Genomic DNA, 24,654 nt, shown 5'->3' on the forward strand with positions numbered 1-24,654 from the left:
CCCTTACTCGTGGTCCTTGGCTGATGTTTCTAAATGGGGTGTGTCGGAATGCGGACTGTCGACGGATTCGTCGTCGGCGTAGGGATCCGGATAGCCAAGCTCTGCAAGCAACTCCCGTTCCAGCGCTTCCATCTCTTCGGCTTCGTCGTCATCGATGTGATCGTAGCCCAACAGATGCAGACAGCCATGAATCACCAGATGCGCCCAATGAGCGTCCGATGACTTGCCCTGTTCAGCGGCTTCACGGGTGACGACCGGCACGCAGATGACCAGATCGCCCAGCAGCGGGATGTCCAGCATCTCGTCGGGGACGTCGGCGGGAAATGACAACACGTTGGTGGCGTAATCCTTGTGCCGCCAGGTGTTGTTCAGTTCTCGGCCTTCGACTTCGTCGACGAGGCGAATGGTCAGTTCCGAGTCAGCCGAACGCTGGCGCAGGCCCATTTCACACCAGAGGCGGAACTGGGCTTCGCTCGGGGCGCTGGCCTGACTCGCACGTTGCAGATCCAGCTCAAGCATCGCGGCGAGTGTCCCGTGAACCCTGGGGAGCGGCTGGATTGTCGTTGCGTTCCTCGTAGCGCTCGTAGGCTTCGACGATGCGCTGCACCAACGGATGGCGCACGACGTCCTTGGGCTTGAAGTGGGTGAAGCTGATGCCCGGCACGTCCTTGAGCACGTCGATAACGTGGTTCAGACCGGATTTAGTGCCCTTGGGCAAGTCGATCTGGGTGACGTCACCGGTGATCACGGCGGTGGAGCCGAAGCCGATACGGGTCAGGAACATTTTCATCTGCTCGACGGTGGTGTTCTGACTCTCGTCGAGAATGATGAAGCTGTTATTAAGGGTGCGACCGCGCATGTACGCCAACGGCGCGACTTCGATCACCTGCTTCTCGATCAACTTGGCGACGTATTCGAAGCCGAGCATCTCGTACAGCGCGTCATACAGCGGGCGCAGGTACGGGTCGATTTTCTGGGACAGGTCGCCGGGCAGAAAGCCGAGCTTTTCGCCCGCTTCTACGGCAGGACGCACCAGCAGGATGCGACGGATGGTCTCGCGCTCAAGGGCATCAACCGCAGCGGCCACGGCCAGATAAGTCTTGCCGGTACCGGCCGGACCGATGCCGAAGTTGATGTCGTTGGCGAGGATTTCCTTCACGTACCGCTGCTGATTCAAGCCACGGGGGCGAATCATGCCTTTCTTGGTACGCAGAGCGACGCCGACTTCGGCAGCAGGGTGGTTATCCAGCTCTTCAACGCCGGATTCCTGCAGGAACAGATGAACCATGTCCGGTGACAGTTCGGTCGCTTTCGTTTCCCGATACAGCCGGCGCAGCAGGTTTTCTGCCGAGGTGGTTTGTTTGCGCTCGCCGATCATCTCGAACTGGCCTCCGCGATTGCGGATCTCGATGTCCAGGCGCTGTTCGATCAAGCGCAAATGCTCGTCGAATTGCCCGCACAGATTGGCGAAGCGGTGAGCCTCGATAGGTTCGAGGCTGAAGCGATGTGGTTCGATAGGTGCGTTCAAAGTGGTTTTGGGCCGCCCGACGGCAATGTGAAGTGACGTGAAGGATAACCCCTGCAGGCAGTGTCAGGAAGGGTTCACTCACGAATGGATAAATGAGCTGCGCAGACGCCCGGCGGGGCAGCCGATAACAGACAGCCCGCCGGGCCTGCGAGCTGAATCGTGCGCGGGTGCAGCCGACGTATGGCGGCTGTCCGACAGCAGATTCAGCGCGAGGGCCTGCGCATAAACATCATGCGTGGCGATTAGATTGGGGCGCTTTGGCTTATTGCAACAACGACCCGCGCAGCGAGTGGGGTTGGGCGCTGTCGATATAGACATCGGCGAACTGGCCGATCAGCCGGGGGTTGTCGCAGCGGAAATTGACGATCCGGTTGTTCTCGGTACGGCCCTGCAGTTCGCCGGGGTCCTTCTTCGAATAGTCGGTGACCAAAATGCGCTGCACGGTGCCGGCCATCTTGCGGCTGATGTCCAGGCCCTGGCGGTTGATCAGGTCCTGCAGCTGCTTGAGGCGCTCCTTCTTCACCTCTTCCGACGTGTCGTCGGGCAAATCGGCCGCGGGTGTGCCGGGACGTGCGCTGTAGACGAAGGAGTAGGAGAAATCCATGCCGACGTCTTCCACCAGCTTCATGGTTTGCAGGTGATCCTTCTCGGTTTCGCCCGGGAAGCCGACGATGAAGTCGGAGCTGATGCAGATGTCCGGTACCGCCGCGCGCAGCTTGCGCAGGCGTGACTTGTATTCGAGCACCGTGTGATTGCGTTTCATGGCCGCGAGAATCCGGTCGGAACCTGATTGCACGGGCAGGTGCAGATGCTTCACCAGTTCCGGGACTTCGGCGTGGGCCTGAATCAGGCTGTCGGAGAACTCCAGCGGGTGCGAAGTGGTGTAGCGAATGCGGTCGATGCCGTCGATGGCGGCGACCACGCGGATCAGTTCGGCCAGGTCAGCGAGGCGACCGTCGTGGGTGGTGCCGCGATAACCGTTGACGTTCTGGCCCAGCAGGGTCACTTCACGCACGCCGTTCTCGGCCAGATGAAGCACCTCGTTGATGACGTCGTCGAACGGCCGGCTGACTTCTTCGCCACGGGTGTAAGGCACCACGCAGAACGTGCAGTACTTGCTGCAGCCTTCCATCACCGACACGTAAGCGCTAGGGCCATCGACACGGGGCTCGGGCAGGTGATCGAATTTTTCGATTTCAGGGAACGAGACGTCTACCTGGGGCAGGCGGGTGATGCGCGCCGCGTCGATCATTTCCGGCAGACGGTGCAGGGTCTGCGGGCCGAACACCACGTCGACGTACGGCGCACGATCGCGGATGGCCGCGCCTTCCTGACTCGCCACGCAGCCACCGACGGCGATGACCATTTCCGGGTTTGCCAGCTTCAATTCGCGCCAGCGGCCAAGCTGGGAGTACACCCGATCCTGCGCCCGCTCGCGAATCGAGCAGGTGTTGAGCAGGATGACGTCAGCGTCTTCCGCCCGTGCGGTGACTTCCAGTGCTTGATGTTCGCCCAGCAGATCGACCATGCGCGAGCTGTCGTACTCGTTCATCTGGCAGCCGTGGGTTTCGATGTAAAGCTTCTTGGCCATGCGGGGGTTCATCAGGTGATTCAAAGAACCGCGCATTATAGGGATGCGAGCCCCGGCTTCCTAGCGTCGTCTAACCAGCGGCATGCTATAGTTCGCGCCCTTTTCAAAACGCTGATCACTGCCTGCCTGTTATGACCAAACGCGAAGCTCCAATCTACAAGGTGATTTTTCTCAACCAGGGACAGGTGTTCGAGATGTACGCCAAACAGATCTATCAGAGTGATCTGTGGGGTTTTCTGGAAGTGGAAGAGTTCGTCTTCGGCGAGCGCACCACCGTCGTGGTCGACCCCAGCGAAGAGAAGCTCAAGGCGCAGTTCGATGGCGTAGTGCGCAGCTTCGTGCCGATGCACTCGATCGTGCGGATCGATGAAGTGGAGCGGATGGGCACAGCGAAGATCACCGAGGCACGTCACACCGGCAACGTCATGCCGTTTCCGATGCCCATGCCGGACAAGTAATTCAGATCAAGGCTTGTCGCTGTCGGCAGGGAAGGGCGCAAACGGCGTGCGTCCTTCAGCGGTCTGCAGCTCCAGCAGGTATTTGCGGAAGATCTGCCCGAGCACTTGGGTGGCCACGTCGAGATCTTCCCGCTTCATCTGTGCGGACACTTCGTCCGCCTGATCCAGCGCATCTTCCGAACCGTTGACCGCCGCCATCTTCAGCACGATATACGCCTGAATGTTGTTGGCCTGCACCCCTTCGCCACGAAAGAACATCAAGCCCAGTTGGTACTGCGCCTGGGCGTGCCCCTGCAACGAAGCTTTTTCGAAGTAATTGAGTGCCTGGGTCAAGTCACGTGGCGCACTTTTGCCCTCGTAGTAGAACTCCCCCAACTCGTATTGCGCCTGCGCATCCCCATCCTGAGCCGCCTGCTGACAAGCGGACAACGCTGCTGGCAGGTTGTCTGGCTGGGTATTGAGGGTGCAACGACCCACCGCCGGGATCAACAACGAGTTGCCACCTGCATTAGCCAGCAGGGGATGAAGAAGCAACAGGCAGCCCAATGCAAGGGTGCGGCCGGTGCGATTCATGGAAGTCGACTTACCTCTGAAAAAGGTGCGGGCATGCCCGTCCAGCGAAACGTGCTGGCTGCGCATTATGAAATAAGCGAGGGCAACCTTACAAAGTCTTTACTGATTTTCTGCTGCGCGGGCTTGATTGGCCTGAATTCAGGGAGGTTGAGCAGGCTGTAGAGACGCGGGCGGAATCCGTTGCGCCCGGTCTACCCGTTATTTCAGTTGGGCGAACGCCTTTTCTGCCGCATCCAGCGTCTGCTGCAACTCTGCGTCGCCGTGGGCGATCGAGGTAAAGCCGGCTTCGAACGCGCTTGGCGCCAGGTACACGCCGCCTTCCAGCATCAGGTGGAAGAATTGCTTGAAGCGATTGGCGTCGCTGGTCATTACGTCCTGGAAAGTGACGATTTCTTTGGCGTCGCTGAAGTACAGGCCGAACATGCCGCCCGCCTGGGTGGTCACGAACGGGATGCCGGCGGCGTCGGCGCGCTGTTGCAGGCCTTCCAGCAGGCGCGTGGTGAACGCACTCAACTCATCGTGGAAACCCGGGCGGCTGATCAGGCGCAGGGTGGTCAGACCCGCCGCCATCGCCAGCGGGTTACCCGACAGCGTGCCGGCCTGATACACCGGGCCCAGCGGCGCGATGTGCGACATGATTTCGCGCTTGCCGCCGAAACAGCCGACCGGCATGCCACCGCCGATGATCTTGCCGAACGTGCTCAGGTCCGGTTTCACGCCGTAGTACGCCTGCGCCCCACCGAGGGCGACGCGGAAACCGGTCATCACTTCGTCGAAAATCAGCACCACGCCGTGCTCGTCGCAGGCCTCGCGCAGGCCTTGCAGGAAACCCGGCGCAGGCGGCACGCAGTTCATGTTGCCCGCCACCGGCTCGACGATGATGCACGCCACTTCCTGGCCGACGTCAGCGAGCATCGTTCTGACCGCGTCGATGTCGTTGAACGGCAGGGTCAGCGTGTGCTTGGCGAAGGCCGCCGGTACGCCGGGCGAACTCGGCACGCCCAGGGTCAGTGCGCCGGAACCGGCTTTCACCAGCAGGCTGTCGGAGTGGCCGTGGTAGCAGCCTTCGAACTTGATGATGCTGTCCCGGCCAGTGAAACCGCGCGCCAGACGGATCGCGCTCATGGTCGCCTCAGTGCCGGAACTGACCATGCGCACCATTTCCATCGACGGCACAATCGAGCAGACCAGATCGGCCATCTCGGTTTCCATCGCGGTCGGTGCGCCGTACGACAGCCCGTGTTCCAGCTGCTTGCGCACGGCATCCAGCACGTCCGGATGACTGTGGCCCAGAATCATCGGGCCCCACGAGCCGACGTAATCGACGTAACACTTGTCGTCTTCGTCGGTGACGTAGGCGCCGACCGCGTGTTTGAAGAACAGCGGCGTGCCACCCACGCTTTTGAACGCGCGGACCGGTGAATTGACGCCGCCGGGGATGTGTTTCTGGGCGTTGGCGAACAGGGTTTCAGAACGGGACATGATGAGGTCTCTGTTTGAATCGGGAATGAATGAGTGCGTAACCGGCCTGATGCAGAATCAGGCGGGTTTGAACAAATCGTTGAAAGCCCGGGCGCGGCGCGTAACTTCCTGAGTGGTTTCAGCGCCGAACAGCCCGTGCACGACGGCCAGCAGATCGGCGCCGTGGGCCACCAGAGGCGCGGCGTTTTCCAGGGTGATGCCGCCGATCACCGCAATGGGCAGCTTGATGCGTTTGCGTGCCTGGCTGAGCAGGTCGAGGCTGCAGGTCGGTGCGCCGGGTTTGGTCTGGGAATTGAAGAAGCGTCCGAAGGCGACATACGAGGCGCCGTCGGTCTTGGCCTTGTCGGCCAGTTCCAGCTGTGCGTGGCAGGTCGCGCCGACAATGGCTTTGTGACCGAGCAGGGCGCGGGCGTCCGGCAGCGAGCCGTCGGTTTGCCCAAGGTGCACGCCGACGCCCAGGCGCGCGGCCACTTCGGCGTCGTCGTTGATGATCAGGCGGGTCTTGTAGCGCTCGCACAGCTTGAGCAGCGCCGAGGCTTCGCGCAGGCGGCGGGTCTCGTCGCCGGATTTGTCGCGGTATTGCAGCAGGGTCACGCCGCCATCGAGGGCGGCTTCGACGTAAGACAGGAATTTGCCGGCCAACAGCTGGCTGTCGGTCACGGCATACAAGCCACGTAGTCTCATCAGGGTGCCTCTTTTTCGTGGCGTTACGAGCAGAAATCCAGCGGCAGGCGGCGCGGAACGAATTGTCCCCGGCCCAGCTGTTCGGCATCGCGCAGCGTGCGCCAAGTGTAGTCCAGCGCCATTTGCACAGCGCCGATCAGGTCCTGACCTTGGGCCAGTCTTCCCGCCAGGGCGCTGGCCAGTGTGCAGCCGGAGCCGTGATAGCTGCCCGGCAAACGCTGACAGGTGAAAGTGCGTGACTGACCGCCGCGGATGTACAGACGGTTGTGAACTTCGTGCTCATCGCCATGACCGCCGGTGATCAGCAAGTGCTCGCAGAACGGCAGCAGCTTTTCGGCACATTCATCGGCGGTGCCTTCAGGCAGTTCGGCGAGGATGCGCGCTTCCGGCAGGTTTGGCGTGGCGATGGTGGCGAGTGGCAACAGACGCTCGCGCATGGCGTAACCCACTTCGTCCTTGCCCAGCCGACCGCCGCCACCGGCACGCAACACCGGATCGCAGACCATGGGCAGATGCGGATGCGCTGCCAGCAGTTCAACGACGGTGTCGACCATCTCCAGCGAACCCAACATCCCCAGCTTCACTGCCGCGACGGTGGAATCGTTGAGCACGGCATTGGCTTGCGCCAGCACCCACTCGCGGTCCAGCACGCGAAAGTCAGTGACGTTCACGGTGTCCTGAACGGTCAGGGCGGTGACAGCGGGAGCGGCGTGGCAACCCTGAGCAAGCAGGGCTTCGATATCCGCCTGCAAACCGGCGCCGCCACTGGGGTCGTGACCGGAGAGACAGAGGACAACAGGGCGGGAGCTATAGATATTCATGGTGCGCGAGCTTACCACTAAACTTTTTGCCAGTGGGACCGGCTTCAGCCGGGAAGGGGCCAGTGCGAACATCCCTCATTTTGCAGCGAGACGCCTGACGTCTTCCCGGCTAAAGCCGGTCCCACCAGATGAATTGCGATCAGCCTGTACTGCTTGGCAATCTGGCCAAAGCCACTCCTGCATGTGAACGAACCCGTCTCACCCAATGCACAGATTTAGATGGTGTCATCGAGCTATCAATCGCTATCCTGTGGCGCTTCATCTGTTCCGCCAAAAGAGTAAATGCAAGTGCGTTGCCCGCTGACCCTTTCGACCCATACAGCGGTCGCTCGCAGAATTGCGAAGCCGTTCCACGACTTCACGACGGCTCGCGCCCGTCATCAGTGCCAAGGCGGTGACCCATGCGCCTAGTGCTGATTGCGCTGTTCTGCCTGTTTCCGATGTTCGCCAGCGCCGTGGACTTCGATGAAAACACCCGCACCCTTGCATTGGGGCGCGACACCCAGGTGTTCGAAGACCCCACCGGCGATGCGACCATCCAGCAAGTCTCGTCCCCCGAGGGCGCCGCGCGCTTCCGCCCCCTTGTTGGTCAGTCGCTTAACGCCGGCTACTCGCGCTCGGCGTTCTGGCTAAAGGTGCGTCTGACCTATCGTCCCGCCAACCCGCAGGCGTCCGCCGACTGGTTGCTCGAACTCGCCTACCCGCCGATGGATCACGTCGATCTGTACCTCGGCAACGGCGACATGCTGCCATTTGCCAGCCGGCAGATTAAGCAGAACAACTACGTATTCGATCTCAACCTGAACGCCCACGAGACCAAGACCGTTTACCTGCGCGTCGCCAGTCACGGCTCGGTGCAGGCGCCGCTCAATCTGTGGGCCAGCCACGCGTATATAGAAGAGCAGCCGTCGCGCCTGTACATCCTCGGCATGATTTACGGCGTGCTGGCGGTGATGCTGGTCTACAACCTGTTCATCTACCTGAGCGTGCGCGACACCGCTTACCTGCATTACATCCTCTACATCACCTTCTTCGGGCTGTATCAGGTGTCGGTCAACGGCGCGGCGATCGAGTATTTCTGGCCCGACAACCCGTGGTGGGCCAATACCTCGACCACTTTCCTGATTGCTGCCGCGATCCTGTTTGCCAGCCAGTTCACCCGTAAATTCCTGCAGACGCCGAGCCTCGGTCGCTGGCTGGATGTGCCGTTGCTGGTGATGATGGTCTGCTCGGCGGTGATCATGGCCCTCGCGTTGAGCATGGATTACGGCGTTGCCCTGCGCCTGGTGACCGGGCTGGTCTTGCTGTTCACGCCGGTGGTGCTGCTGATCGGGCTGGCGGCGTGGTTCAAGGGGCGGCGGGTCGCGCGGTATTTCATTATCGGCTGGTCGGCGTTCCTGATCGGCGGAGTGGTCAACGCGACCATGCTCCTCGGGCATCTGCCCAACGATTTCTGGACCATGTACGCCAGCCAGATCGGCTCGGTGATCGAGGTGGCGCTGCTTTCGCTGGCGCTGGCCGACCGCATCAATGCCATGCGTGAGCGCGAGGCGCAGATCATGGCGGAGTCGCAGCAGGGGCTCGAAGCCCTCAATCAGCAATTGGCCGTGAGCAACCGGTTGAAGGACGAGTTTCTCGCCACGCTGACCCATGAACTGCGCACCCCCATGAACGGCGTGATCGGTTCGCTGGAGTTGATGCAGATGGACGTGGCCGACAGCGAGATCGAGCTGTATCGCCAGACCGCCGCAGACTCGGCGCAAAACATGATGGGTATCGTCAACGGCATTCTCACGCTGACTGAACTGCAAGCAGGCCGCATCACCGTGCGCAACGAGCCATTTAGCCTGCGTCATGTGCTGTTTCAGCTGCGCAGTGGCTTCGAACCGCTGGCCCGCAGCAAGGCGCTGGCACTCAGTGTGGAACTGGACGAGACGCTGCCGGACAGCCTGCACGGTGACGGCGTCAAGTTACGCCAGTGCCTGGAGTGCCTGCTGGACAATGCGATCAAGTTCACCAAGACCGGTTCGATCAGAATCCGCGTCAATGGCCAGCGCCCAGACGCCGAGCACGTGCGGCTGGTGATCGACGTCATCGACACCGGCATCGGCTTCAGCCGTCTGGATGAGGAGACGCTGTACGCCAACTTCTTCCAGGTGGATGGCTCGACGACGCGGGAATACGGCGGGCTAGGCATCGGTCTGGCGATTTGCCGACAGTTGATTGAATTGCAGGGCGGGCGCCTGAGCCATCAATCCGAGCCGGGCAATGGCAGCCAGTTCCGCTTGAGCCTGGATGTGCAGATCGCAACGCAAATGGTGTAGGAGCGCCACCCCGGTCACTCCTACATGGGCCGTGCATCCCGCGGGATGTGCATCAACTCTGATGCCAGCCATCGACAAGGCAAAACCGCCGTGATTTCGTCTTTTATGGCGCTGTCGCCGGGGCGGGGTGCGTGATTCACTAGGTCATCTGCACGACCGCCGCGTGCTGCCCGGACCGGAGTCGCCTCATGGACCAGCGCATCAACCTGCATCAGTTCGCCGAGACCCACGAGGTCACCAATCAGCCGCCTTCTCTGGACGGCACCAACTTGTACCGCATCGACCTGCCGCTGCAAGAGTGGTCGCAGCGCTTCGGCGCGGGTTGGGCACGGGACCGAATCGATGCCTATGGCGCACTGGCCGGCGGCCCGTTGATGGAAGCGGGTTTCCTCGCCAATCAGAACAAACCGGTGTTCGCCAGCCATGATCGCTACGGCCATCGCATCGATCTGGTGGAGTTTCATCCTGCGTATCACCAACTGATGCAGACGGCGGTCGAACACGGCATCCCGTCGCTGCCGTGGACCGATCCCCGAGAAGGCGCCCACGTGGCCCGCGCGGCGATGAGCTATCTGCACACCCAGGCCGAGGCAGGCAGCGGGTGTCCGCTGACGATGACCTTCGCCAGCGTGCCGGCCCTGCGTCTTCAACCGGACCTGGCCGAGACCTGGCTGCCGAAGATCCTCGCCACCCACTACGACCCGCGCAACGTCGGCATCGCCCACAAGGCCGGGGTGACTATCGGCATGGCGATGACTGAGAAGCAGGGTGGCACCGACGTGCGCGCCAACACCACCCGGGCCTATCCGGTCGGCCAGCCCGGGCCCGGTCAGGCCTATGAACTGGTCGGGCACAAATGGTTTTGTTCGGCGCCCATGTGCGACGCCTTTCTCACCCTGGCGCAGACCGACAAGGGCCTGACCTGTTTCCTGCTGCCGCGCCATCGCCCGGACGACACCCGCAACGCGTTCTACATACAGCGGCTGAAGAACAAACTCGGCAACTGGTCCAACGCCTCCAGCGAAGTGGAATTCCGTGGCGCCCTGGCCTGGATGGTGGGCGAGGAGGGGCGCGGCGTGCCGACCATCATCGAAATGGTGGCGATGACGCGCTTTGATTGCATGACCGGTTCCAGCGCGCTGATGCGTCAGGCCCTGACCCAGGCCGCGCACCATTGCGCCCACCGCAGCGTCAGCGGTCGTGTGCTGAGCGAGCAGCCGCTGATGCAAAACGTGCTCGCCGATCTGGCGCTGGAAAGCGAAGCGGCCCTCGCACTGACCTTGCGCATGGGACGCTCGCTGGAGCGTCTGGATGACGGTCACGAAGCCCGTTTCGCACGACTCGTAACGGCGGTGGGCAAGTACTGGATCTGCAAGCGCGCGCCGGCAATGATCAACGAAGCGGCGGAATGCATGGGCGGTGCAGGCTATGTCGAGGACAGCATCCTGTCGCGCCTTTACCGTGAGGCGCCAGTCAATTCGACGTGGGAAGGTTCCGGCAACGTGCAGTGCCTGGACGTCCTGCGCGCGCTGTCCAAAGAGCCCGGCGTGCTGGATGCGCTGTTCGATGAGCTGGGCGACGGTCATGGCGACAGGCGACTGGCCGCGCATATTCATGGCTTGAAGGAGGCGTTTCAGGACACCAGCGACATCCAGTACCGCGCCCGTCAACTGACCGAAGACATCGCCGTGGCGCTGCAGGCAAAACTGCTGCTGGAAGCGGGCAATACAGTGGTCAGCGACGGGTTTATTGCCGGGCGCCTGGAACGGCCGGGGCGTGTCTACGGCGCCTTGCCGCGCGGGGTGGATGTTCAGGCGCTGGTCGCGCGGTCATCGCCGCAGGTATAACGCGTCCATTGCCGCGTCGGCCGCAGGCAAATCGTGCCTTCGTCATCTGTTGCAGGCAAGATATGCGCTTGCAAGATAAGAAGGATATGCATCGTGACCGAAGCTTTCATTGTCGTAGAAACTGCCGAACACGCCGTTGACCGGCTCGCTGAGCTGCACGCACGGGCAACCACCGCCTTGAGCCAGGCGCTCAAGCGCTACCTGAAAGACCGCGTCGAACCTACTGCCGCCGAGCGTCTGACGTTTCGCTACCCCGAGCTGCGCCTGACCTACCACTGCCAGGGCGAAGTGCCGCTGACCACCCGCGCCTACGCCAAGGTTCAGTTGCCGGGGACTTACAGTGTCACCGTCACCCACCCGGCGGCGTTCCGCAAATACCTGCTCGAACAACTTGTGCCGTTGATGAACGACTTCACCGTGACGGTGGAAGTGGGCGTCAGCGAGCAGAACATCCCTTACCCGTACGTTGTCGAGCAGGGCGATGAGCTGGCCGGTACCGGCGTCACCGCTGCGACCCTGGCCCGCGTTTTCCCGAGCACGGATTTGTCGGCGGCCACCGATGGCATCGCTGACGGTCTGTACGACTGGGCCAACACCGATCCGCTGCCGCTCGCGTTGTTCGACGCCGCCCGTGTGGATTTCTCGCTGCGCCGTCTGGTGCATTACACCGGCAGCGACTGGCGCCATGTTCAGCCGTGGATCCTGCTGACCAACTACCACCGCTACGTCGACCAGTTCATCGTGCATGGCCTGGAAAAACTGCGCGACGACCCGCGCTTCGTGAAGATGGTCCTGCCGGGCAACGTCGTCGTCGACAAGAGCATGGATTACGGCGAAGCCCAGGCCATCGTCTCCGGTGTGGTCTGGCACCGTTACCAGATGCCTGCGTATCACCTGATCGCCGAAGACGGCCATGGCGTGACATTGGTCAACATTGGCGTCGGCCCGTCCAACGCCAAGAACATCACCGACCACCTCGCGGTATTGCGTCCCCATTGCTGGTTGATGATCGGCCACTGCGGCGGCCTGCGTCAGTCGCAGACCATCGGCGACTACGTGCTCGCCCACGCCTACATGCGCCGCGACGGTATTCTTGATCGCGTGCTGCCGCCGAACATTCCGATCCCGGCGCTGGCCGAAGTGCAACTGGCGTTGCAGGAATCAGCCGCCCAAGTCACCGGCGAACGTGGCGACGATCTGAAGAAGCGTCTGCGCACCGGCACGGTCCTGACCTACGACGATCGCAACTGGGAACTGCGCTGGGCCCAGGAACGGCCGCTGATCAACCTGTCCCGCGCCGTGGCGGTGGACATGGAAAGCGGCACCATCGCGGCTCAGGGTTATCGCCTGCGGGTGCCTTACGGGACCTTGCTCTGCGTCTCGGACAAACCGCTGCACAGCGAGATCAAGCTGCCGGGTTCGGCCAATGCGTTTTACGAGCGGGCGGTCACCCAGCATTTGAAGATCGGCATCGCCGCGCTGGACCTGATGCGCACGCAGCTCAACTCGCTGCACTCGCGCAAACTGCGCAGCTTCGACGAACCGCCGTTCCGATAAGGCTCCGTTAAGGCGCTAGGCGTTCAACGAAAGGGCCACTAAAGTGGCTCTTTCTGTTTCTGTCATTTTTTTACCGGTTTCCCATGCCCCGCCACCAACGTCCCGATTCCCGCCGTCCTTCGCCTGATCGCACGGGCGCGCCCCGGCGTGTCGCCAAAGCACCGCCCGCCGAACCGCGGTTGATTCTGTTCAACAAACCCTTCGACGTGCTGACCCAGTTCAGTGATGGCGAAGGCCGGGCGACGCTCAAGGATTTCATCGACATCCCCGGCATCTACCCGGCCGGGCGCCTGGACCGCGACAGCGAGGGCTTGCTGCTGCTGACCAACGACGGCCAATTGCAGGCGCGCATCGCCGACCCCAAGCACAAGCTGGCGAAAACCTACTGGGTGCAGGTGGAGGGTGAGCCGACGGAAGAGCAACTGCAGAAGCTGCGCAACGGCGTCGAATTGAACGACGGCCCGACGCTGCCCGCACAGGCTCGGCAACTGGACGAACCGGAGCTTTGGCCGCGCAACCCGCCGGTGCGGTTTCGCAAAAGCGTGCCGACGAGCTGGCTGGAACTGGTGATCAAGGAAGGCCGAAACCGCCAGGTGCGCAGAATGACCGCGGCAGTCGGCCTGCCGACGTTGCGACTGGTCCGCGTGCGGATCGGCGACTGGAGCCTTGATGGGCTGGATCAGGGGCAGTGGCGGGAAGTGCCAGCGAAGCTTTGATTGAAGAACTGCAGCAAGACCCGAATTCGAATGCTGCTGAGTTCCATTGTGGGAGTGAGCTTGCTCGCGAAGGCGTCATCTCTACCGGCGGTTATTCAGCGTCTTAACGGGCCTCTTCGCGAGCAGGGTAGATCGGCGCCCCGGTCGCTTCCACAAAAACCTGTACCTGCGCGGACGCGCTTCAGCCGCGCAAATGCACCAGCGGCAGTTCGGTGCTCGCCAGTACCTGATTGAGCACGAAGCTGGAGCGCACGCTGGTCACGCCGTCGATGCGGGTCAGATGGCCGAGCAGAAATTTCTGATAGTGATCCATGTCCGGGACGACGACCTTCAGTTGGTAATCGGCGTCGATGCCGGTCACCAGGCTGCATTCCAGCACCTGCGGCAGGTTGCGGATGTGCTGCTCGAAATTCTCGAAGCGGTCGGGCGTGTGGCGATCCATGCCGATCAGCACGTAAGCCGTCAGGCTAAGGCCCAGCTTCTTGCGGTCCAGCAGCGCGACCTGACCCACGATATAACCGTCGTCTTCCAGCTGTTTGACGCGGCGCGAGCAGGGTGAAGGCGACAGGCCAATGCGTTCGGCCAGTTCCTGATTGGAGATGCGCGCGTCCTTTTGCAGTTCGGCCAAAATACTCAAGTCATATCTGTCGAGCTTGCTCACGATAAGCGCCTTTATTGAATGGATTGCGCAGGATTATTCATCTGAAGTGAATTATTGCGCAAGTGGTGTTTTCACCAGCAATATTCGCAATCCTGTGTCGTCCGCCAAAGCCTATTCTTTTAACCAGAATCACTGCCCGGACACAGCGTCCAGCGCGGCCCGCCGAATCAGGCCAGCCGCGGCCTCCAGCCCGACAGGGTTGATCAGGCCACCGGGCTACGCACTGTCCAGAAGACGATGCGAGGTGAGCCGATGCCACAAGCGTCGAGCCAGGACGAAGTATTCCAGAGAGGGCCATCGAGCCCTCTTTTTTTGTGCCCGGCTTTTGTCCAGCACCGCAGCGAGCGCTTCTATAGTTTCATCCGCCACGCTGATAGAGTGCGGCGAACGGCGTACCCGACTCGCAGTCCTATCCCATAGGTATCCGCGCCGTAGTGAGGAAAGCATGAACACGCGCATCTGGCGTTTGGCAGGTGTCAGTCTCTTGGCCTTGAGCATCAGTGCTCAGGTGTTGGCCGACGACAACAATCAACAGCAGCAACAGCAGCGTAACGAGCAGCAGCAGCGCCAACAGCAGCAACGTGGGTTCGAGATGCAGCGCCAGCAGCAGGAGAACCAGCGCGGCTTCAACGACAACCAGCAGCGTGAGCAGCAGCAACAACGCCAGCAACAGCAGAATCAGCAACAACAGCAGCGCCAGCAGGAACAGGTGCAGCAACAGCGCCAGATCCAGCAGAACCAGCAGGAGCGCGCCAATCAGCAGCGCCAGCAGCAGGATCGCGAGCGCAATCAGCAGCGTGACGATCAGCGCCAACAGCAGCAACGCCAGCAACAGCAGGATCAGCAACGACGCCAGCAAGAACAGCAGCAACAACAGCGTCAATTGCAGGACCGTCAGGGCGGTCTGCCCATTCAGGGACGGCCGGATACGGTGGTTCAGACCCAGGAGCCGCGTCAGGGCTTCTACCGCGACCAGCCCCGAGACAACCGCTGGCGCGACGGCGACCGTCGTCCCGATAACGGCAACTGGCAGGCCGGCCGCCCCGGTGGTCATGGCGACGGCTGGGGATCGGGCCCGCGTTATCGGCCGGGTTACGAGATCGATCGCATGCCGGGTGGTTACTCGCGGGTGCCTTACCGCGGTGGGGATTACTTCTACTCCGGCGGTTACTGGTATCGCCCACAGGGCCCGCGCTATGTAGTTGTCCAGCCTCCACGGGGCGTTCGCGTCCGCTACCTGCCCGACTACGCGCAACAGGTCTGGCTCGGCAGCGCGCTGTTTTTCGTCGCCGCCGGGACCTATTACACCTACGAGCAGAACACCCAGGAATACGTAGTCGCCGAGCCTCCGCAGAACGTCGAGCCGGTGTATTCACCTCAGCAGCCGCAGCCCGTTCAGCAGGCAGCGAATCCCTACGATGTTGTCGCCTACCCGCCTGAAGGCAAGCCGCAACAGGAAATCGAACAGGACCGCTACGACTGCTACCGCTACGCCGTGCAGCAAAGCAATTTCGACCCGGCAGGCGCAGCGTATCAGCCGGCACCGGAAGTGCTCGGTGTGTACCGTCAAGCGATGGCCAGTTGTTATGCAGGGCGGGGGTATAGCATTCAGCAGTAAAGGCGCGGGCACGCAGGCCGGAATTCGGAATGCCCTAGTGGGACCGGCTTCAGCCGGGAAGAGGCCGGTTTGGGCGACATCAGATTTGCGGTGTGACAACCGACGCCTTCCCGGCTAAAGCCGGTCCCACTAAGTGCACGCGGTGTGTCAATGGGACCGGCTTTAGCCGGGAAGAGGCCGGTTTGGGCGACATGAGATTTGCGGTGTGACAACCGACGCCTTCCCGGCTAAAGCCGGTCCCACTAAGTGCACGCGGTGTGTCAATGGGACCGGCTTCAGCCGGGAAGAGGCCGGTTTGAGCACCATCAGATTTGCGGTGTAACAACCGACGCTTTCCCGGCTAAAGCCGGTCCCACTAAGTGCACGCGGTGTGTCAATGGGACCGGCTTCAGCCGGGAAGAGGCCGGTTTGAGCACCATCGGATTTGCGGTGTAACAACCGACGCTTTCCCGGCTAAAGCCGGTCCCACTAAGCGCACGCCGATAGTAGGACCGGCTTCAGCCGGGAAGAGGCCGGTTTGGGCGACATCAGATTCGCGGTGTGACAACCGACGCCCTCAATTCAAAACCGGTCCATCCCCACGACCCACCACTTCCTGCGGATCCGCGTGCACAAGCACTTCGGCCTTGGGGAATTCGTCCTGAATCGCTGCTTCGACCTGCTCGCATAGGTCGTGCGCCACCGACAGCGTCAGCGTGCCCGGCAGTTCCAGGTGCAACTGCACAAACCAGTGATTGCCCGAAATCCGCGTGCGCAGGTCGTGGGCGCCCAGTACGCCGGGCACGCCTTCTGCCAGTTCGAGCATTTTGGCGCTCACATCCACAGGCAGTTCAGCGTCCATCAGCACCGACACCGTTTCCCGTGCAATGGAAATCGCGCTCCACAAAATGTAGAACGCGATCGCCAGACCAAAATAAGCGTCCAGTTGGGAATAGCCGAAAAAAGCCAGACCCAGCGCCAGCATGATGCTGAAGTTAAGCAGCAGATCAGAGCGGTAATGCAGGGAATCCGCGCGTATCGCCGCCGAACCCGTGGCCTTCACCACACGGTGCTGCAACATCAGCAACGCGATCGTCAGGCCGATCGACAACACCATCACCAGCAAACCTAACCCGGGGGCGCCGAGGGGTTGCGGGTGCTGGATGCGGTCAACCGCCTGAAAACCGATCAAGAACGCACTCACCGCGATAAAAAGCGCCTGGGCCATGCCCGACAGCGCTTCTGCCTTGCCGTGGCCATAGCGATGATCATCGTCCGCGGGACGCAGCGCGTAATGCACCGCCAGCAGATTGAGAAAAGACGCCGCGCCGTCGAGCATCGAGTCCGTCAGGCCGGCCAGCAGACTCACTGAGCCGCTTAGCCACCACGCGACGGCTTTGGCAACAATCAGAATGCTCGCGACCGCAAGTGAGGCGCGGGTTGCCAGACGCAATAAGCGGGCGTGTTCGGGGCTGGTGCTCATGGCGCTTCCTTTAGATCATGAATCTCAAGCGGACGGGACAAGGCCCAGAGCAGCGAGCTGCTGCACGCTGCCTTTGTGCTGGATCAGGCGAGGATCGTCCAGCGGCAATGTGCGGCCGAGCTCGGTTTGAATGATGGCTTGCAGCTTGAGGTTGTCGACCGTGCCGTCAGCGCGCACCGCCGGTTCAAGTTTCTGCGGATCGATCTGCGCCTGATTGCCGCTTGGCAGGTAGATCGCGCCCGTGGCGAAGTCCACGCCGAACGCGATCACGCCGGGGATGATGTAGAACAACAGGCCGATGGCGTCGAGTATCACGATGGCGGGGTCCATTCGACCGCTGCCCTGAATCTGGCCACGACGATCCGGGTAGAAAATACTGCCGCACGCGGTCAGTTGCGTCAGCAGCGTGGCAACCAGAACACCGCCAATCAAACGGGATGGAATGCGCATGGGGATCTCCTCATAAGAAGTCGCAACTATACAAGGCAAATGCCTAATCAATAAGAGTATCCGTAGGGGAAGACAGTTCGTTGGCAGGGTGAACAAAGCCGCAGCGGCTCGCCGTATAATCGTCGCCCTGTTTCTGGAGCTCTCATGAATTCGCTGCCCATCGACGCTGTTCTACCCGCTCTGCGCCAGGCCCTTGCCGATCGGGACGAGGCCGTGCTCGAAGCGCCGCCGGGCGCGGGCAAGACCACCCGTGTGCCGCTGGCGCTTTTGCACGAGTCGTGGCTCGCAGGGCAGACGATCCTGATGCTTGAGCCCCGGCGTCTGGCGGCTCGTGCTGCTGCCGAACGATTGGCGAGCGAGCTGGGGGAGAGCGTCGGCGAGACGGTGGGTTATCGAATTCGTCTGGACAGCAAGGTTGGCCCCAACACCCGCATTGAAGTGGTCACCGAGGGCATCCTCACCCGGCGCTTGCAGGAAGACCCTTCGCTGGAAGGCGTCGGGCTGCTGATCTTCGACGAATTTCATGAGCGGAGCCTCGACGCTGATCTCGCCTTGGCGCTTAGCCTCAACGGTCGTGCGCTGTTTCGTGACGAGCAGCCGCTGAAGATTCTGCTGATGTCGGCGACCCTTGAAGGCGCGCGTCTGTCGAGCTTGCTCAACGACGCGCCGGTCATCAGCAGCGAAGGGCGCATGTTCCCGGTGTCGATGCAGTGGGGGCGGCCGTTTCAGCCGGGGGAGTTCATCGAGCCGCGGGTGGTGCAAACCGTGCTCGACGCGCTGGGCAACGAGTCCGGCAGCGTGCTGGTATTCCTGCCGGGCCAGGCTGAAATTCGTCGGGTCACTCAACAGTTGGCCGATGCCATTGGTGATCGCAGCGATGTGCTGTTGTGCCCGCTGCATGGCGAGCTCGACCTGAGCGCCCAGCGCGCGGCGATCGAACCCGCGCCCAAGGGCAAACGTAAAGTGGTGCTGGCGACCAATATCGCCGAGACCAGCCTGACCATCGATGGCGTGCGGGTGGTCATCGACGCGGGGCTGTCGCGGGTGCCGCGTTTCGATCCCGGCAGCGGCATGACGCGCCTCGACACCCAGCGCATCTCCCGTGCCAGCGCGACTCAGCGGGCGGGCCGGGCAGGGAGACTTGAGCCGGGCGTGTGTTACCGACTGTGGTCCGAGGCGCAACACGATCAATTGGCGGCCTACGGCGCGGCGGAAATCCTTCAGGCCGACCTTGCCGGTCTGGCACTGCAATTGGCGCGTTGGGGCGTCGAACCGGCGCAACTGACCTGGCTGGATCTGCCGCCCGCCGCCGCATATGCCCAGGCGCAGGACCTGCTGGCCCGACTGGGCGCTCTGACGCGCAAGCCGGGTGAAGACTGGAAACTCACGGCTCACGGCCAATCGATGGCAGAGGTGCCTGCGCACCCGCGCATCGCCCATTTGCTGCTGCGCGGTCATGAACTGGGTCTAGGCCCGCTGGCCTGCGACGTGGCTGCGTTGCTGGGTGAACGGGACATTCTGCGCGGCGCCGGGGCCGATCTGCACAGCCGGCTGACGTTGCTGGCCGGCGCAGAACGCGCGGCGAAAGGCGCACAGGGCGGCGTGCAGCGAGCGCGGCAATTGTCGCGGCAATATCGCGGGTATCTGAGGGGCACCGTCCGGAAACCGGTCGCCGATCCCGATCACCCGCGCTGGCTCGGCGCGCTGCTGGCGCTGGCCTATCCCGATCGCGTCGCGCAACAACGCCGTGCCGGCGGAGCGGAGTATCGACTCGCCAACGGACGCGCCGCCCTGTTCGCCGAGCCAGACGCGTTGATGAAACAGCCGTGGCTGGTGGTCGCTGATCTGGGCAGCCGCCAGGGCCAGCGCGAAGAGCGTATTTATCTCGCCGCCGAGTTCGATCCCGAGCTGTTCGACACAGTGCTCGCCGAACAGGTGACTCAGTTCGATCAACTGGACTGGGATGAGCGCGAGGGCGTGTTTCGCGCCGAACGTCAGCGCAAGGCCGGTGAACTGATCATCAGCCGCGAGCCGCTCACCGGGCTGGACGATTCCGCACGAGGTCAGGCCCTGCTGGCGCTGGTGCGGCGCAAGGGACTGGAACTGCTGCCGTGGACGCCCGAGCTGCGCCAGTGGCAGGCGCGCATCGGTTTGTTGCGTCAGATGGATCTGCAAACGCTGAGCGAAAGCCAGTGGCCGGATGTGAGTAACGACGGGTTGCTGGCGACGCTGGAGCACTGGCTGCTGCCGTACCTGGGCAAGGTCACCCGGCTGAGCCACTTCGGCAATCTGGACCTCTCATCGATCCTGCACAACCTGCTGCCATGGCCCTTGCCCCAGCGGCTCGACGAGCTGGCGCCGCAGCACCTGACCGTGCCGTCGGGCTCATCGGTGCGCCTGGATTACAGCGAGTCCCCGCCCATTCTGGCGGTGCGCCTGCAAGAACTCTTCGGCCTGGCCGACACCCCGCGCATTGCCAACGGCCGGCAGATCGTCAAGCTGCACCTGCTGTCCCCTGCACGCCGCCCGGTGCAAGTCACCCAAGACCTCGCCAACTTCTGGCGCAGCACCTATGCCGAGGTGAAGAAGGACCTGAAGGGGCGGTACCCGAAGCACTATTGGCCAGACGATCCGCTGATCGCTGAGCCGACCGCGCGGGTGAAGCCGAGGAAGTGAACGGCAGTACAAGGGCATGACAACGAGCGAATGAAAAAAAACTTCACACGCCATGTGAGGTAAATGCAGGCTCAACCCGTGTAATAGTAACGAATCGCATTTGCACTCGTTTCAATTATGGAGTCAGCTCGTGGTCAAGCGCTTTAACCGGACTCATGCGTCAGTCCTGCTGTGTTCTGCCTTACCTGGTTTTGCAATGGCTGCCCAGACAGTCACCGAGTTGGCGCCCAGTGTCATCCAGTCCACACGCGATGCGGCTGACGGCTCGGGAAGCTATACGGTTTCTGAAGGGAGCACCGCCAGCAAGACCTCCACCCAGAATCGGGATGAAGCCCAAACCGTCAACACGGTCACTGCGCAAACCCTGGATGACTACAAGGTCAAAGACCTCAACGACGCCATGCGCTTTGTCAGTGGTGTGTCCCAGACGAATACGTTGGGCGGCACCAAGGATGCCGTGATCAAGCGCGGATTTGGCAGCAACGACGACAACTCCATTTTGCGGGACGGGGTCCGCTCGGCGATTGGCCGCAATCTCGGCGCTACCACCGATCACGTGGAAGTGTTGAAGGGCCCGGCATCGCTCATGTATGGCGCGCTGGAGCCGGGCGGGCTGATCAATGTGATCAGCAAACAACCGCAGTTCACCCAAAGCACGACCTTGACGGGCTCTGGTTACAGTGAAGGCGGCGGGACCTTTGGTGTGGACACCACCGGGCCGCTCGGCGATACCAACTTGGCGTACCGGCTGGTTGCCGAGCGCTCCCACGAGGACTACTGGCGTAATTACGGTGTCGATGAGCACACGCTCATTGCGCCATCGATCGCCTGGGTCGGCGACCGCGCCAGTTTCTCGCTGGCCTACACCTACAACGATTACGCCAGCCCCTTTGACCGCGGCACGGTATTCGCCAACGGCCACCCTGCGGACATCAGTTACCGCGACCGTCTGGATGAGCGCTGGGCCAAGACCGTCGGCATCAGCCAAAGCACCACCGCGAAGTTCGAGTACCAGCTCAATGATGACTGGCGAAGCCGGTTGACCTATGGATGGACCGAGGATCGTTACAGCCTGGCGATTGCACAGCCCAGCACCTTGAAAGGCGACACCCTGCGCCGGATTGCCAACGGCGGGCACTATGACTACGAGAGCCGCTACACCGCGCTGGACTTCATAGGCGATCAGCAATTGTTTGGCCAGCGGCATGAGATTGTCGTTGGGGTGGACAACGAGTCGCTGGATAAATACCGCGGTAAAACCTACCGCAACGCCAGTAGCACCGCCGGCAACCTCGACATCCAGAACCCCACCTACGGCAATCTGGCTGAGCCTGCGACGGTCAGTGCCGCCCAGAGCAACGCCGAAAATAACCTGGTCACCACCTCGGCGTACTTCAAGGACAACTGGCACCTTAACGATCGCTGGATTCTGGTGTTTGGTGGTCGTCAGGAACACTGGGATCAATACAGCGATCAGGGGCTGGGCAGCTCGTACGCACCGGGTGCGGATTCCAACGGCGACAAGTTTCTGCCCTTTGGCGGGATTGTTTATCAGCCGACCGAGAACGTTGCGCTCTACGCCAACTACAGCCGTTCCTTCGTGCCGAATGATGCCGACGATGCAGGTAACAGCTTCAAGCCTACCGAAGGTCGCAGCTACGAAGTCGGTGTCAAATACAGCCCGGTCCAGGCGCTCAACGTGAACCTGGCCGTGTATGACATCGTCAAGAAAAACCTTGTGAACAGCGTGCTGCAAAGCAACGGCGACAGCATTGACGAGGCGGTAGGGAAGGCGCGCTCGCGAGGGGTTGAACTGGATGTGACCGGAGAGATCACGCGTAACTGGAGCATCATCGGCACCTACGCCTATGACCACACGGAAGTGCTGAAAAACGCAGAATCACCCGAGCAGGAAGGCAACCGCTTGCCCAATGCGCCGATGCACACCGCGAGCCTGTACCTCAGCCATCAACTCGGGCTGCCTGCCGAAACCGGCAAGTGGCATGTCGGCGCAGGTGCCCGATACGTCGGAGAGCGGCCGGGCGACGATGCCAATAGCTTCTGGCTGGACAGCTACACAACGGCCGATGCCTTTGTGCGCTGGGATTTACCCACCCATGACTACAAGACCAGTCTGCAGTTGAACATCGACAACCTGTTCAACAAGGAATACTACCCGGCCACCACGGGCAGCAGCACGCTCCAGGTGGAGGAGGGAGCGCTCCGAACTGCGCGGCTGACTGCCAGCGTCACGTTCTGATGGCAGCGATCGGTGCCGGGCAATCCGGCACGGGTCGGTTCAGATCAAACGACTCTCTTGTGCATCCGTACAGAGGGTTTACTCACCCTGCGCTGGTACCCTGAACCGCGCAATCACCGGCATGTGATCAGAAATCAACAACGTATCTGCCTGCCTCACCCGTGCCTCGACCCGGTTCAGCTTCGGGCTGTAGAACAGAAAATCCTGCGTCCGGTCCGGGCCGCTGATACGGGGGTCATTGGGGAAGCGGGTGTACCAGGTGCGACGGTCCTCACCGGCCACGTCTTCATTGCTCGGGATCATCGGGAAGCTTTCCCACAAGCCACGCAGCTCACTCTCTGCCGCAAACGGCGCGCGCTGCTCGGCAGGTAGCCGCTGATATTGCCCCTGTGGCAGCAGGTTGAAATCTCCGCCGGTTATCCACAGCGTGCCATTTTGCTCGAAGGTTTGTTGCAACTGACGAACCGAGGCTACTTGCCGTTTTCGCACGTCGCCCCCCGGCGCATCGCCCAGGTGCGTGTTTGTCACCGCCAGATGTCGGCCATCGCTCAGCGGCAGGTAGCTGACCAGCAGCGCAGGTTGAGGTTGAAACAGGCGGCTGATGAAATGGCCGGACGGCGAGGGCAGGTGCAGACGTTCGGCGCTGTCCAGTTGGTAGCGGCTCAGCGTCGCCAGTTTGCGGCCGACGCTGCCGAAGATGTGGCGATCCGGCACGAAGTCGGACTTCCAGTCAAACGCCTCGCTGCTGCAGGGGTACAGGTCGGCGACGCGCGCCTGGAGCAGGGCTAGTTGGTTGCCGTAGTCGGTGTTCTTCGCGCCGTCGTCGACTTCCTGCAGCAAGACGATGTCCGGCTGCTCATCGCGGACGACCCGTGCGACTTCATCGAGGTTGTACGCCAGGTCTTCCGGGGTCGGGCGCTCGTCCGGGCCGCTGCCGTCGGGCAGGTCGTACCAGAAGACATAACGCTTGCCGGCCAGGTATTGAATGTTCCAGGTCATCACCTTGAGCGTCTGACCCGGCGCCAATACCGGTGGCTTTCCGTCCTTCGCGTTGCGGGATACCGCCACCTGCTCGTGTCGGGCGGGGTGCCAGGTCACGTCATAAAACAGTATCACGAACAGCCCGGCACACGCCGCGAGGTAAAGCAGATACCGCGTCGGACGTGCCATCTTCTCAGGCCGACCGCGCGGGCGGGTCAATGAGCATGAACAACCGGAACATCATCACGCTGATAAGCAGCTGCAGGAAGCTGGAAACACTGTCCACCGCAATCGACAGCATTGGGCTTTGCTGGTCTGGCAGCACGTAATAACTCAGCGCCTCAAGCAGCGACAGCGGGATGTAAACGCACAGCACGCAGACAAAAATCCGCACCACGTGGCCCTGCGTCATTCTGAAGCTTTCGCGCATCGCCTCCAGCGGCCCCATCCCGCGCAGTACCAGCAAGTATTCCGACAGCTGCAGTTTGATCATCACCCACACGCCCGGCAGGATGAACAGCGACATGCCGGCCATGATCAGCAGCGTACTCAGCGCCGTCAGCATTGCGAACATGGGCCACATGCGCAATGCACCGGCCCACAGGCTGGATTTGACCGGCTCTTCGCCCCGGGTTTTCGCATCCAGGAAAAGGATCAGCGCGCCGGTGTAGAGCGGATAAAAAAGCAGTCCGACCAACAGTGGCGCGACGCCGTTGCCCTGCCCGAAGCCGATGAGCTGTTTGGTCAGGGCCTCCAGCACTACCAAGGGCAGGCACAACGTAAGAATGCTGCCGAAGTTGCGTCGGAAGAAGTACAGGGAGTCTTGCAGAATGGTCAGCGGATTCATGAACGGATCACAGGGATAAGCAGGCCGACACTGTAACGTAGCGCCGCAGAACCGGCCAACAGGCACCCACTAGCCGGCTTTCTTAACTTTTTTTACATCCTATTGAAACGCCCTTGAA

At 61.8% G+C, this 24,654-nt stretch carries 21 protein-coding genes; 8 read left to right on the top strand and 13 right to left on the bottom strand.

What is annotated here, in order from left to right; genetic code table 11:
• Positions 1-3: 3 nt before the first annotated feature.
• From ybeY to miaB, 3 genes are all read right to left on the bottom strand, one after another.
• Positions 4-519 (bottom strand): rRNA maturation RNase YbeY, encoded by a 516-nt coding sequence (ybeY, locus tag QMX88_RS05850; RefSeq protein ID WP_282367216.1) that lies wholly within the window; start codon positions 517-519, stop codon positions 4-6.
• Complete coding sequence (locus tag QMX88_RS05855; RefSeq protein WP_282367217.1) at positions 512-1,528, bottom strand: PhoH family protein; 1,017 nt, start codon at positions 1,526-1,528, stop codon at positions 512-514. Before QMX88_RS05855 ends, ybeY begins: the two co-directional genes overlap by 8 nt.
• Before the next feature lie 262 nt (positions 1,529-1,790).
• Positions 1,791-3,119 (bottom strand): tRNA (N6-isopentenyl adenosine(37)-C2)-methylthiotransferase MiaB, encoded by a 1,329-nt coding sequence (gene miaB, locus QMX88_RS05860; RefSeq protein WP_282367219.1) that lies wholly within the window; start codon positions 3,117-3,119, stop codon positions 1,791-1,793.
• A gap of 131 nt (positions 3,120-3,250) precedes the next feature.
• Here miaB and QMX88_RS05865 point away from each other — a divergent pair, with 131 nt between their 5' ends.
• Positions 3,251-3,577: a DUF1820 family protein gene (locus QMX88_RS05865; protein WP_065988358.1), complete on the top strand. Its 327-nt coding sequence runs from the start codon at positions 3,251-3,253 to the stop codon at positions 3,575-3,577.
• A gap of 6 nt (positions 3,578-3,583) precedes the next feature.
• On the opposite strand, the gene QMX88_RS05870 is transcribed toward QMX88_RS05865, so the two are convergent.
• The 4 genes from QMX88_RS05870 to QMX88_RS05885 form a co-directional block, all read right to left on the bottom strand.
• A complete protein-coding gene (locus QMX88_RS05870) occupies positions 3,584-4,150 on the bottom strand; it encodes a tetratricopeptide repeat protein (protein ID WP_282367220.1) in 567 nt (188 codons plus the stop codon).
• 198 nt (positions 4,151-4,348) lie between these two features.
• Positions 4,349-5,632, bottom strand: a complete 1,284-nt coding sequence (gene hemL, locus QMX88_RS05875; RefSeq protein ID WP_282367222.1) for a glutamate-1-semialdehyde 2,1-aminomutase — start codon at positions 5,630-5,632, stop codon at positions 4,349-4,351.
• Positions 5,633-5,689: 57 nt separating this feature from the next.
• Positions 5,690-6,316: a thiamine phosphate synthase gene (thiE, locus tag QMX88_RS05880; protein WP_074892695.1), complete on the bottom strand. Its 627-nt coding sequence runs from the start codon at positions 6,314-6,316 to the stop codon at positions 5,690-5,692.
• Positions 6,317-6,339: 23 nt separating this feature from the next.
• A complete protein-coding gene (locus QMX88_RS05885) occupies positions 6,340-7,137 on the bottom strand; it encodes a hydroxymethylpyrimidine/phosphomethylpyrimidine kinase (RefSeq protein ID WP_192173744.1) in 798 nt (265 codons plus the stop codon).
• A 401-nt stretch (positions 7,138-7,538) separates the two neighbouring features.
• Between QMX88_RS05885 and QMX88_RS05890 the strand changes: the two genes are divergently transcribed.
• The 4 genes from QMX88_RS05890 (at position 7,539) to QMX88_RS05905 (ending at position 13,581) form a co-directional block, all read left to right on the top strand.
• On the top strand, positions 7,539-9,461 hold the full coding sequence (locus QMX88_RS05890) for a sensor histidine kinase (protein ID WP_442969434.1): 1,923 nt from the start codon (positions 7,539-7,541) through the stop codon (positions 9,459-9,461).
• Positions 9,462-9,661: 200 nt separating this feature from the next.
• Positions 9,662-11,308: an acyl-CoA dehydrogenase family protein gene (locus tag QMX88_RS05895; RefSeq protein ID WP_282367339.1), complete on the top strand. Its 1,647-nt coding sequence runs from the start codon at positions 9,662-9,664 to the stop codon at positions 11,306-11,308.
• 93 nt (positions 11,309-11,401) lie between these two features.
• The gene (gene amn, locus QMX88_RS05900) at positions 11,402-12,865 is read left to right on the top strand and encodes an AMP nucleosidase (protein ID WP_065988354.1); all 1,464 of its coding nucleotides are present in this window, start codon (positions 11,402-11,404) and stop codon (positions 12,863-12,865) included.
• An 83-nt stretch (positions 12,866-12,948) separates the two neighbouring features.
• The gene (locus tag QMX88_RS05905; protein ID WP_282367227.1) at positions 12,949-13,581 is read left to right on the top strand and encodes an rRNA large subunit pseudouridine synthase E; all 633 of its coding nucleotides are present in this window, start codon (positions 12,949-12,951) and stop codon (positions 13,579-13,581) included.
• 181 nt (positions 13,582-13,762) lie between these two features.
• Here QMX88_RS05905 and QMX88_RS05910 read toward each other — a convergent pair whose 3' ends face one another.
• Both QMX88_RS05910 and QMX88_RS05915 read right to left on the bottom strand, forming a co-directional pair.
• Positions 13,763-14,242 carry an Lrp/AsnC family transcriptional regulator gene (locus QMX88_RS05910; RefSeq protein ID WP_074893299.1) on the bottom strand — a complete coding sequence of 160 codons (480 nt, stop codon included), beginning with the start codon at positions 14,240-14,242 and terminating at the stop codon, positions 13,763-13,765.
• Positions 14,243-14,651: 409 nt separating this feature from the next.
• Positions 14,652-15,125 (bottom strand): hypothetical protein, encoded by a 474-nt coding sequence (locus QMX88_RS05915; protein ID WP_282367233.1) that lies wholly within the window; start codon positions 15,123-15,125, stop codon positions 14,652-14,654.
• Between QMX88_RS05915 and QMX88_RS05920 the strand changes: the two genes are divergently transcribed.
• A complete protein-coding gene (locus QMX88_RS05920; protein WP_192173742.1) occupies positions 15,126-15,860 on the top strand; it encodes a DUF6515 family protein in 735 nt (244 codons plus the stop codon).
• Positions 15,861-16,416: 556 nt separating this feature from the next.
• On the opposite strand, the gene QMX88_RS05925 is transcribed toward QMX88_RS05920, so the two are convergent.
• Positions 16,417-17,322 carry a cation diffusion facilitator family transporter gene (locus QMX88_RS05925; RefSeq protein WP_282367235.1) on the bottom strand — a complete coding sequence of 302 codons (906 nt, stop codon included), beginning with the start codon at positions 17,320-17,322 and terminating at the stop codon, positions 16,417-16,419.
• A gap of 24 nt (positions 17,323-17,346) precedes the next feature.
• Positions 17,347-17,772 carry a polyribonucleotide nucleotidyltransferase gene (locus QMX88_RS05930; protein ID WP_122536914.1) on the bottom strand — a complete coding sequence of 142 codons (426 nt, stop codon included), beginning with the start codon at positions 17,770-17,772 and terminating at the stop codon, positions 17,347-17,349.
• 144 nt (positions 17,773-17,916) lie between these two features.
• Here QMX88_RS05930 and hrpB point away from each other — a divergent pair, with 144 nt between their 5' ends.
• Complete coding sequence (hrpB, locus tag QMX88_RS05935; protein ID WP_282367240.1) at positions 17,917-20,448, top strand: ATP-dependent helicase HrpB; 2,532 nt, start codon at positions 17,917-17,919, stop codon at positions 20,446-20,448.
• A 196-nt stretch (positions 20,449-20,644) separates the two neighbouring features.
• Positions 20,645-22,708 carry a TonB-dependent siderophore receptor gene (locus QMX88_RS05940; RefSeq protein WP_282367242.1) on the top strand — a complete coding sequence of 688 codons (2,064 nt, stop codon included), beginning with the start codon at positions 20,645-20,647 and terminating at the stop codon, positions 22,706-22,708.
• Positions 22,709-22,786: 78 nt separating this feature from the next.
• Here QMX88_RS05940 and QMX88_RS05945 read toward each other — a convergent pair whose 3' ends face one another.
• A complete protein-coding gene (locus QMX88_RS05945) occupies positions 22,787-23,878 on the bottom strand; it encodes an endonuclease/exonuclease/phosphatase family protein (RefSeq protein WP_282367244.1) in 1,092 nt (363 codons plus the stop codon).
• Between the two features lie 4 nt (positions 23,879-23,882).
• Positions 23,883-24,536 (bottom strand): YciC family protein, encoded by a 654-nt coding sequence (locus tag QMX88_RS05950; RefSeq protein ID WP_282367246.1) that lies wholly within the window; start codon positions 24,534-24,536, stop codon positions 23,883-23,885.
• Between the last annotated feature and the right edge of the window lie 118 nt (positions 24,537-24,654).

The sequence above is a fragment of the Pseudomonas sp. PS02290 genome, assembly GCF_029960075.1.
GTDB lineage: Bacteria > Pseudomonadota > Gammaproteobacteria > Pseudomonadales > Pseudomonadaceae > Aquipseudomonas.

What these genes read in the sequence shown, in the direction of transcription:
- miaB (WP_282367219.1), bottom strand. Translation starts at nt 3,119, where the DNA reads ATGGCCAAGAAGCTTTACATCGAAACCCACGGCTGCCAGATGAACGAG.
- QMX88_RS05890 (WP_442969434.1), top strand. Translation starts at nt 7,539, where the DNA reads ATGCGCCTAGTGCTGATTGCGCTGTTCTGCCTGTTTCCGATGTTCGCC.
- QMX88_RS05870 (WP_282367220.1), bottom strand. Translation starts at nt 4,150, where the DNA reads ATGAATCGCACCGGCCGCACCCTTGCATTGGGCTGCCTGTTGCTTCTT.
- QMX88_RS05930 (WP_122536914.1), bottom strand. Translation starts at nt 17,772, where the DNA reads ATGCGCATTCCATCCCGTTTGATTGGCGGTGTTCTGGTTGCCACGCTG.
- QMX88_RS05905 (WP_282367227.1), top strand. Translation starts at nt 12,949, where the DNA reads ATGCCCCGCCACCAACGTCCCGATTCCCGCCGTCCTTCGCCTGATCGC.
- ybeY (WP_282367216.1), bottom strand. Translation starts at nt 519, where the DNA reads ATGCTTGAGCTGGATCTGCAACGTGCGAGTCAGGCCAGCGCCCCGAGC.
- thiE (WP_074892695.1), bottom strand. Translation starts at nt 6,316, where the DNA reads ATGAGACTACGTGGCTTGTATGCCGTGACCGACAGCCAGCTGTTGGCC.
- QMX88_RS05940 (WP_282367242.1), top strand. Translation starts at nt 20,645, where the DNA reads ATGGCTGCCCAGACAGTCACCGAGTTGGCGCCCAGTGTCATCCAGTCC.
- QMX88_RS05925 (WP_282367235.1), bottom strand. Translation starts at nt 17,322, where the DNA reads ATGAGCACCAGCCCCGAACACGCCCGCTTATTGCGTCTGGCAACCCGC.
- QMX88_RS05945 (WP_282367244.1), bottom strand. Translation starts at nt 23,878, where the DNA reads ATGGCACGTCCGACGCGGTATCTGCTTTACCTCGCGGCGTGTGCCGGG.
- QMX88_RS05885 (WP_192173744.1), bottom strand. Translation starts at nt 7,137, where the DNA reads ATGAATATCTATAGCTCCCGCCCTGTTGTCCTCTGTCTCTCCGGTCAC.
- QMX88_RS05865 (WP_065988358.1), top strand. Translation starts at nt 3,251, where the DNA reads ATGACCAAACGCGAAGCTCCAATCTACAAGGTGATTTTTCTCAACCAG.
- hemL (WP_282367222.1), bottom strand. Translation starts at nt 5,632, where the DNA reads ATGTCCCGTTCTGAAACCCTGTTCGCCAACGCCCAGAAACACATCCCC.
- QMX88_RS05950 (WP_282367246.1), bottom strand. Translation starts at nt 24,536, where the DNA reads ATGAATCCGCTGACCATTCTGCAAGACTCCCTGTACTTCTTCCGACGC.
- hrpB (WP_282367240.1), top strand. Translation starts at nt 17,917, where the DNA reads ATGAATTCGCTGCCCATCGACGCTGTTCTACCCGCTCTGCGCCAGGCC.